This is a genomic window from Streptomyces sp. SID5910 (genome assembly GCF_009862125.1).
GTDB lineage: Bacteria > Actinomycetota > Actinomycetes > Streptomycetales > Streptomycetaceae > Streptomyces.
Map to the genome: position 1 here is coordinate 1 of NZ_WWHX01000634.1, position 8,496 is coordinate 8,496.

The window sequence follows — 8,496 nt, forward strand, 5'->3', positions numbered from 1 at the left end:
CCCGCACGGTCTGCGCTCTCGGGAGGAACTGCCATGACCGCCACTCTGGAGCAGCTGCGCCGCTGCCACTTCGCCGTCGACCTCGGCGCGTCGAGGACCCGGGTCTATGTGAAGGGCTCCGGTCTGGTCGTCGACCAGCCGTCCGCCGCCGCGGTCAACACCCGCACCGGCGCGCTCATCGCGGTGGGCGAGCTCGCGGAGAAGATGACCGGCCGCACCCCCGGCTACATCCGTGTCGTCCGGCCGGTCTCCGGCGGCACGATCGTGGACATCGAGATGGCCCAGCGCATGCTGCGGCATCTGCTCGGCGACAAGATCCGCCGGGCGCTGCGCCGCAAGCCCCGGCTGCGCGCCGCCGTCTGCACCCCGCACGACGCCGACCCGCTAGCCCAGCGGGCGGCGATCGAGACGCTGGTCGGGCTCGGTGCCCGGCGGGTGGAGCTGGTCGACACCCTGATCGCCGCCGCCGTCGGCTGCGGACTGCCCGTGGAGCAGCCCGAGGCCACGATGATCATGGTGTGCGGAGCGCACGCCACGCAGGTCGCGGTGCTCTCCCTCGGCTCGATCGTCACCGCCGAGCGCATCCCGGTGGGCGGCGAGGCCGTGGACCACGCGATCGTGCAGCACCTGCGTCACCAGCACGAGCTGGTGCTGCCCAGCCAGTCGGTGCGCCCGCTCCAGCTCGCCCTGTCGGGCAACGGGCTCACCCCGCAGGGACCGGCGTCCACCGAGATCCACGGGCGGGACGTGGCGACCGGCCTGGCCCGCAGCGTGAAGGTCGACACCGCCGCGGTGCGCAACGCGATCCAGACGCCGCTGACGGCCGTGCTCGACGGCATCGGCAAGGTGCTGCGCGACTGCCCGCCGGACCTGGTCGCGGACCTGGCCGACCGCGGGATCATGATGGTGGGCGGCAGCGCGCTGCTGCCCGGCTTCGACCAGATGCTGCGTCAGGCGACGGGCATGCCGGTGCACATCGCGGAGCGGCCCGACGTGTGCGCCGTCCAGGGGCTCGGCACGATGCTGGAGGGCCGGGTCGAGCCGCTGGTGCTGGACCCGCTGGCCGACTGACCGCCGGGGACCCGCCGGCATGAGCGCGCGGCCCGCGTCGCGGCTGACCCGCCTCCTCGACGCCGTCCTCGGCGTCGGCACCGACCTGGACCTGCGCAGCACCCTCCAGCACGTCATGGACAGCGCCACCGAACTGACCGGCGCCGCCCACGCCACCCTGACGACGCCCGACCCGGACCCGACCGCCTGCCCCGGACCCGGCCCCGGCGCACCCCACCGGGACGGTCCCGCCCGGGCCGGGTCCGCGCACCGGCTGCGGGTGCCGATCCACGTGCGGGACGAGATGTTCGGCGAGCTGTGTCTGGAGGGGCCGCTCGGCGGCGGGCCCTTCACCGCCGAGGACGAGCAGCTGCTGCGGGTCCTCGCCGCGCAGGCCGGCATCGCGATCGGCAACGCCCGGCTGTACGAGACGGCGCGGCAGCGCGAGCGCTGGATCGAGGGCGCCGCGGCCGTCACCACCGCGCTGCTCACCGGCGGCAGCGCGGACGACGCCCTGACGACGGTCGCGGAGCGGGCCCGGCTGCTCGCCGGCGCCTCGGCCGGCGTGATCCTCCGGCCGACCGCCGAGGGCGGCATGGAGATCGTGACCGCCTCCGCGCCCGACGACCCGGAGGGCATCGTCGGCGCGACCATCGCCCCGGGCAGCCCCGTCCTCGAACAGCTCCTCGGCGGCGAGCCGGTGTTCCTCGCGGACTCGGCGACCGACCCCCGCATGACGACGCACGTACGGCACCGGTTCGGCCCCAGCATGATGCTGCCGTTGCAGGCGAACGGCCGGCTGATCGGCACCCTCGCCCTGCCCCGCCGCCGCGGCGGCCTCCCCTACACGCCCCTCGAACGGCGGCTCGCGACCCAGTTCGCCTCCCAGGCCGCGCTGGCCCTCGTCCTCGCCGGCGCCCGGCACGGCCGGGAACGCCTCGCGGTGTACGAGGACCGCGACCGCATCGCCCGCGACCTGCACGACCTGGTCGTGCAGCGGCTGTTCGCCACCGGCATGATGCTGGAGTCCACCCAGCGCCGCCCCGGCGCGGAGGACGTCGGCGACCTCCTCGGCCAGGCGGTGGACGAGCTGCGCTCCACGGTCCAGGAGGTCCGTACGGCGATCTTCGCGCTCCAGCAGCCCCCGCCCGGCCCCCCGGCCGGCCTGCGCGGCCGGGTGCTGCGCGAGACGGCGGCCGCCGCCGCCCTGCTCGGCTTCCCGCCCTCCACCCACTTCACGGGCGCCGTCGACACCCGCGTACCGGACCGGGTCGCCGACCGTCTCCTGGTCGCCCTGCGCCAGGCCCTGGCCGCCGCGTCCCGCGCCCACGGCACCGGCCGCGTCGAGGTCTCCGTCGACGCCACCGCGTCCCTGCCGGACGGCCGCGACGCGGTGCGGCTGACGGTCTCCCACGACGGGACCGCCGACGGCACGGCCGACGGCGCACCGCCGACGACCACCTGGCAGTCACCCCTCTGAACGGAAGGGGCGGACCGCCCGGCCGCGCCGGGACAACGCCTTTACCCGACCGTGGACAGGTCAATCCCCGCGCCCGGGTGTAGTCCCGCCGGGCGACGGGCAGGCGCACCAGCAGACGGGGGCCGGGTGACGTGCGAACGTCGTCGGGGATCAACGAGGACGGACAAGGCGGTGACATGACCTCAGCGGCACCACCACGTCTGGCGGGGAGGCCGGCCACCCTGGTGATCGACGGCCATGTGGAGGCGGACCGGGCACTGCTCGTGCCACGGGGAGAACTGGTCCACGGGTGCGCGGACACCCTGGCCGAGGCCCTGGCCGCACTGCCCGCGGACGTCGAGCGGGTCGACCTGGACATGGGCGACGTGGTCTTCATGGACACGGCCGGGTTTCAGTTCCTGGAACTGCTGCGCGACTACGGCGACCGGCGGGCCGTGCCGGTGACGGCCCGCGACTGGACCGGCCAGCCACGCCGGATCCTCGAACTGCTCGGCCTGGACACCACCGCTCCCCTGAACGGCACGCCGCAGCCGCCCACCGCGGGGCCGGCGAGCTCGGCGGTGGCGGCGGAGCGGTCGGAGCGGCTGCACGTGCTCCAGGAGGAGGTGGAGCAGCTCCGGCAGGCCATCGCCTCCCGCCCGGTCATCGACCAGGCGCGGGGCGTCCTGATGGCCCTGCACTCCTGTACGCCGGACGAGGCGTGGCACATCCTGCGGGAGGCCTCGCAGCTGTCCAACACCAAGCTGCGCACGGTGGCCGCGGCGGTGACGGACGGCGCCCGCGACGACGGACCGCCGCCCCCGCCCGAGGTGCGCTCGGCCCTGCGGACGGCCCTGGACCGGGCCGGCCGCTGAGAAGCGTTCCCGGTGGCGTGGTGCCGTCGGCGCGGGCGGGGTACTCGGCGCGGGAACCCGGCCCGGCCGAGGGAGGTACCACGATGAGCGAACAGACCCCGTCCCAGGCGGAGGGCGAGCGCGACGACGAGCCGGACGCCACGGACGGCCCGAACCCGGCGCAGACCACGCCCTCCCAGGCGGAGGGCGACCGCGACGACGAGGACGGCGAAGAAAAGGGCGAGGGCGGCCGGTGACCCGGCGTCCCTCGCGCGAAGTGGGGCGGGTGGGACTCGAACCCACGGCCGACGGATTATGAGTCCGCTGCTCTAACCGGCTGAGCTACCGCCCCATGACGGCGTGTCGCGTACATGTGTGCGCGCCGTCTGCCGCAGCATAGCCGCTCATACGATCTCCTGCCTCGGCTGGTCGGCTCACCGCGACGCCATCACGACCTTGAGGACTCCGCAGCGTGGCGCATGGTTCCCGGGAGTTCCCAGAAGATCCCGCGGCATGTGTCCGGACATGAAAAAGGACCCCGGAGGGTCCTCGTCCACCTTGCTCCCCCGACTGGACTCGAACCAGTAACCTGCCGGTTAACAGCCGGCTGCTCTGCCAATTGAGCTACGGAGGACCGAGCTCCCCGGACTGGACTCGAACCAGTAACCTGCCGGTTAACAGCCGGCTGCTCTGCCAATTGAGCTACCGAGGAAGGTCTCGTATCGCATCGAACGCGTCTGCCTGGGTATTCGCCAGGGGGCGTGCGCTCGCTGCGACACATACATTAGCGCAAGCAGGGGGGTGCTCCGCCAATCGGTACTCCTCGGCACTGTCAGAGCTAGGCAAGGGAAGGTGGCCGCCATGCGTTACCGGCTCACATTCGTCGTCGGACTCGCCGTCGGCTACGTGCTCGGCACGAAGGCCGGGCGCGAGCGTTACGAGCAGTTGCGGAAGTCCGCCCGGCAGGTCGCACAGAACCCGGCGGTCCGCAACACCGCCGAGTCGGCGGCCCAGCAGGGGCGGCACTTCGCGGACAAGGCGTACCACGTGGTGAGCGACAAGGTCGGCGACCGGATGCCCGACTCGGTCGCCCAGCGGGTGCGGTCGCTGCGCGAGCGCAACGGGACCGCCTCGGACGACTGGGGCACCAGCAACACCTGAGGCGCGTGCCCCCACCCGGTACGGACACCTCTCCCCGTGCGGCAGAATTTTGCGCATGGGGATAGTCGCCGGGTTGGACAGTGCGCCCGATTTCACTCGTATCGTCGTCTGTGATGCGGACACGGGTGCCGTGCTCCGGCAGGGATACGCGCCGCATCCCGTCGAGGGCCCCGAGGGCGGTGGCCGTCCCTCCGACGTCGACCCGCAGGCCTGGCTGCTCTCCCTCGGGGAGGCGGCCGGCGGCGGGTTGCTGGAGGGCGTGCAGGCCATCGGGGTCTCGGCGCAGGCCAACTCGGTGGTGCCGCTGGACTCCCAGGGCAACACCGTGCGCCCGGCCATGGTGGGCGGCGACAAGCGCTCACAGGTGGCCGCGGCCGATCTGATCGACGCGCTCGGCGGGCGCGAGGCGTGGGCGCAGTCCGTGGGCTGTGTGCCGCAGGCCCCGCAGCCCGTGACCAAACTGCGCTGGCTGGCCCGCACCGAGCCCGATGCGGCCGCGCGGACCACCGTGCTGCTCCAGGCCCACGACTGGCTGGTGTGGCAGCTGCTGGGCCGGCCGGCCCGCAGGACCACCGACCGGGGCGGCGCCTCCGGCACCGGGTACTGGTCGCCGGCGACCGGCGGGTACCGGCCCGATCTGGTCGAGCTGGCCCTCGGCCACCAGGCGATGCTGCCGGAGGTGATCGGCCCGGCCGACGCGGCCGGTACGACGCCGGAGGGCCTGCTGATCTCCGCGGGGACCGGCGAGACGATGGCCGCCGCCTTCGGGCTCGGCATCGGGCTCGGGGACGCGGTGGTCTCCCTCGGCGCCTCCGGTTCGGTGATGGCCGTGCACCCCGAGGCCCTCGTCGACCAGAGCGGCATGATCACCTCCCTGGCGGACGCCACCGGCATGCACCTGCCGGTCGTCACCACCCTGAACGCCGTACGGACCCTGCGCGGCACCGCCGAACTGCTCGGTCTGCCGGACCTGGAGAGCCTGTCCGACCTGGCGATGAAGTCGACGCCGGGCGCGCACGGGCTGGTGCTGCTGCCGTATCTGGAGGGCGAGCGGACGCCGAACCTGCCGCACACCGCGGGCACGCTGGCCGGCCTGAGGCGCGAGTCGATGAAGGCCGAGCACCTGGCGCGGGCCGCGTTCGAGGGCATGCTGTGCGGCCTCGCCGACGCCCTGGACGTGCTGCGCGGCCGGGGCGTGGAGGTGCGGCGGGTGTTCCTGCTGGGCGCGGCGGCCGAGCTGCCGGCCGTGCAGGCGGCGGCGCCCGCGCTGTTCGGGGTCCAGGTCGTCGTACCGCAGCCGGCGGACTACGCGGCGATCGGCGCGGCCCGGCAGGCGGCGTGGGCGCTGGGCGCCTCGCGGGGCACGCTGGACCCGCGCACTCCCCCGGCCTGGCAGGGCGCGGTCGCGCAGGTGCTGGAGCCGGGCGAGGAGCTGGCCGTGGGTCAGGCGGTGCGGCAGCAGTTCGTGTCGGTGCGGGAGCAGACCCATCCGGGGGCGCTGCGCGCGTAGGGCGGCGACGGCCGGTTAATGGGTTGAGGTAACGCGGGTGGAGTGTCCGACGATAGGGGCCAGGGGCAACCAATCGCCCCTGTCGCCGACTCCGAGAGACCCAGCGTGCTCATACGACTCCTGCGGACCTGTCTCAGGCCCTACAAGAAACCCATCGCCCTGCTGGTGGCGCTGCAGTTCCTCCAGACGTGCGCCAGCCTCTACCTGCCGACCCTGAACGCGGACATCATCGACAACGGTGTCGTCAACGGCGACTCCGGCTACATCCTGGGCTACGGCGCTCTGATGATCGGCATCTCGCTGGTGCAGGTCGTGTGCAACATCGGTGCCGTCTACTACGGCGCCCGTACCGCCTCGGCGCTCGGCCGGGACGTGCGGGGCGCCGTCTTCGACCGGGTGCAGTCCTTCTCCGCGCGGGAGCTCGGCGGCTTCGGCGCGCCCTCGCTGATCACGCGGACGACGAACGACGTGCAGCAGGTCCAGATGCTGGCCCTGATGACGTTCACGCTGATGGTGTCGGCGCCCATCATGTGCGTCGGCGGCATCGTGATGGCGCTCGGCCTGGACGTGCCGCTGTCCGGGGTGCTCGTCGGCGTGGTGCCGGTGCTGGCGATCTGCGTGACGCTGATCGTGCGCAGGCTGCGGCCCCTGTTCCGGTCCATGCAGGTGCGCCTGGACACGGTGAACCGGGTGCTGCGCGAGCAGATCACCGGCAACCGGGTCATCCGCGCCTTCGTGCGGGACGAGTACGAGCAGCAGCGGTTCCGTAAGGCCAACACCGACCTGACGGACGTGGCGCTGGGCACCGGCAACCTGCTCGCGCTGATGTTCCCGGTGGTCATGACGGTGGTGAACCTGTCGTCGATCGCGGTGGTGTGGTTCGGCGCCCACCGGATCGAGAGCGGCGGGATGCAGATCGGCGACCTCACCGCGTTCCTCGCCTATCTGATGCAGATCGTCATGTCCGTGATGATGGCCACCTTCATGTTCATGATGGTGCCGCGCGCGGAGGTGTGCGCCGAGCGGATCCAGGAGGTCCTGGGGACCGAGAGCAGCGTCGTGCCGCCCGTGGCGCCGGTCACCGAGCTGCGCCGGCACGGGCATCTGGAGATCCGCGGTGCGGGCTTCCGGTATCCGGGGGCCGAGGAGCCGGTGCTGCGGGGCATCGACCTGGTGGCCCTGCCGGGCGAGACGACCGCCGTCATCGGCTCGACCGGCAGCGGCAAGTCCACGCTGCTCGGGCTGGTGCCCCGGCTGTTCGACGCGACGGACGGACAGGTGCTGGTCGACGGGGTGGACGTGCGCACCGTCGAACCGAAGACGCTGGCCAAGGTCGTGAGCCTGGTGCCGCAGAAGCCGTACCTCTTCGCGGGCACGGTCGCGACCAATCTGCGCTACGGCAATCCGGACGCCACGGACGAGGAGCTGTGGCACGCGCTGGAGGTGGCGCAGGCCAAGGAGTTCGTGGAGCGACTGGAGGGCGGGCTCGACGCGCCGATCTCGCAGGGCGGGACCAATGTGTCGGGCGGCCAGCGGCAGCGGCTCTCGATCGCGCGGACGCTGGTGCAGCGCCCGGAGATCTACCTCTTCGACGACTCGTTCTCGGCGCTCGACTACGCCACCGACGCCGCGCTGCGCGCCGCGCTGTCCCGGGAGACCGCCGAGGCGACCGTGGTGATCGTCGCCCAGCGCGTGGCGACCATCCGGGACGCCGACCGTATCGTCGTGCTGGACGAGGGGCGGGTGGTCGGCATGGGCCGGCACCACGAGCTGATGGCGGACAACGAGACCTACCGGGAGATCGTGCTCTCCCAGCTGACGGAAGCGGAGGCGGCCTGATGGCGGGGCCTGGCGGTCGCATGATGGCCGGGGGCGGCCCCGACCAGCGTTCGATGGACTTCAAGGGATCGGGCAAACGGCTCGTCGCCCGGTTCAGGCCGGAGCGGGTGACGATCTACGCGCTGCTGGCCTGCGTGGTGCTCAGCGTCGGCCTCAGCGTGGTCGGGCCGAAGATCCTCGGCAAGGCCACCGACCTGGTCTTCGCGGGCATCGTCGGGCGGGACATGCCCGCCGGCGCCACCAAGGAGCAGGTCCTCGCGTCCATGCGGGAGCGCGGTGACGGCAAGATCGCCGACATGCTGCGCAGCACGGACTTCACGCCGGGCGAGGGCATCGACTTCACCGCCGTGGGACACGTCCTGCTGCTGGCGCTGGCCGTGTTCGGCGCGGCCGGGCTGCTGATGGCGGTGGCGACCCGGCTGGTGAACCGGGCGGTCAACCGGACGATGTTCCGGATGCGCGAGGACGTGCAGACGAAGCTGTCGCGGCTGCCGCTGTCGTACTTCGACAAGCGCCAGCGCGGTGAGGTGCTGTCGCGGGCGACGAACGACATCGACAACATCGGGCAGACGCTCCAGCAGTCGATGGGCCAGCTGATCAACTCGCTGCTGTCCATCATCGGC

General features: G+C 72.8%; 8 protein-coding genes and 3 tRNA genes. 8 read left to right on the forward strand and 3 right to left on the reverse strand.

Features of this window, described 5'->3' with window-relative positions; all coding sequences use genetic code 11:
* The first annotated feature begins 33 nt into the window (after positions 1 to 33).
* The 4 genes from GTW67_RS22260 (at position 34) to GTW67_RS37825 (ending at position 3,620) form a co-directional block, all read left to right on the forward strand.
* Positions 34 to 1,071, forward strand: a complete 1,038-nt coding sequence (locus GTW67_RS22260; protein ID WP_161166574.1) for a rod shape-determining protein — start codon at positions 34 to 36, stop codon at positions 1,069 to 1,071.
* A gap of 19 nt (positions 1,072 to 1,090) precedes the next feature.
* Positions 1,091 to 2,530, forward strand: coding sequence for a GAF domain-containing protein (locus tag GTW67_RS22265; RefSeq protein WP_161166575.1), 1,440 nt, complete (start codon positions 1,091 to 1,093; stop codon positions 2,528 to 2,530).
* A gap of 176 nt (positions 2,531 to 2,706) precedes the next feature.
* Positions 2,707 to 3,384, forward strand: a complete 678-nt coding sequence (locus GTW67_RS22270; RefSeq protein ID WP_161166576.1) for an ANTAR domain-containing response regulator — start codon at positions 2,707 to 2,709, stop codon at positions 3,382 to 3,384.
* Between the two features lie 83 nt (positions 3,385 to 3,467).
* The gene (locus tag GTW67_RS37825; protein ID WP_237518982.1) at positions 3,468 to 3,620 is read left to right on the forward strand and encodes a hypothetical protein; all 153 of its coding nucleotides are present in this window, start codon (positions 3,468 to 3,470) and stop codon (positions 3,618 to 3,620) included.
* A gap of 21 nt (positions 3,621 to 3,641) precedes the next feature.
* On the opposite strand, the gene GTW67_RS22280 is transcribed toward GTW67_RS37825, so the two are convergent.
* The 3 genes from GTW67_RS22280 to GTW67_RS22290 form a co-directional block, all read right to left on the reverse strand.
* Positions 3,642 to 3,715 (reverse strand) — tRNA-Ile (locus tag GTW67_RS22280).
* Between the two features lie 209 nt (positions 3,716 to 3,924).
* Positions 3,925 to 3,997: transfer RNA gene (locus GTW67_RS22285), tRNA-Asn, on the reverse strand.
* 5 nt (positions 3,998 to 4,002) lie between these two features.
* Positions 4,003 to 4,075, reverse strand: a tRNA-Asn gene (locus GTW67_RS22290).
* Positions 4,076 to 4,224: 149 nt separating this feature from the next.
* On the opposite strand from GTW67_RS22290, the gene GTW67_RS22295 reads away from it, so the two are divergent.
* The 4 genes from GTW67_RS22295 to GTW67_RS22310 all read left to right on the forward strand — a co-directional run.
* Positions 4,225 to 4,524, forward strand: a complete 300-nt coding sequence (locus GTW67_RS22295) for a YtxH domain-containing protein (protein WP_161166578.1) — start codon at positions 4,225 to 4,227, stop codon at positions 4,522 to 4,524.
* Positions 4,525 to 4,579: 55 nt separating this feature from the next.
* Entirely contained in the window at positions 4,580 to 6,034 is a 1,455-nt protein-coding gene (locus tag GTW67_RS22300) for a xylulokinase (protein WP_161166579.1), read from the forward strand.
* A 105-nt stretch (positions 6,035 to 6,139) separates the two neighbouring features.
* The gene (locus GTW67_RS22305) at positions 6,140 to 7,873 is read left to right on the forward strand and encodes an ABC transporter transmembrane domain-containing protein (protein WP_161166580.1); all 1,734 of its coding nucleotides are present in this window, start codon (positions 6,140 to 6,142) and stop codon (positions 7,871 to 7,873) included.
* On the forward strand, positions 7,873 to 8,496 hold a 624-nt coding region (locus GTW67_RS22310; RefSeq protein WP_161166581.1), incomplete at its 3' end, for an ABC transporter transmembrane domain-containing protein. The genes GTW67_RS22305 and GTW67_RS22310, both read left to right, overlap by 1 nt.

Excerpts from the sequence above, each read along its gene's own strand:
- GTW67_RS22260 (WP_161166574.1), top strand. The coding sequence starts at position 34 with ATGACCGCCACTCTGGAGCAGCTGCGCCGCTGCCACTTCGCCGTCGAC.
- GTW67_RS22265 (WP_161166575.1), top strand. The coding sequence starts at position 1,091 with ATGAGCGCGCGGCCCGCGTCGCGGCTGACCCGCCTCCTCGACGCCGTC.
- GTW67_RS22270 (WP_161166576.1), top strand. The coding sequence starts at position 2,707 with ATGACCTCAGCGGCACCACCACGTCTGGCGGGGAGGCCGGCCACCCTG.
- GTW67_RS37825 (WP_237518982.1), top strand. The coding sequence starts at position 3,468 with ATGAGCGAACAGACCCCGTCCCAGGCGGAGGGCGAGCGCGACGACGAG.
- GTW67_RS22295 (WP_161166578.1), top strand. The coding sequence starts at position 4,225 with ATGCGTTACCGGCTCACATTCGTCGTCGGACTCGCCGTCGGCTACGTG.
- GTW67_RS22300 (WP_161166579.1), top strand. The coding sequence starts at position 4,580 with ATGGGGATAGTCGCCGGGTTGGACAGTGCGCCCGATTTCACTCGTATC.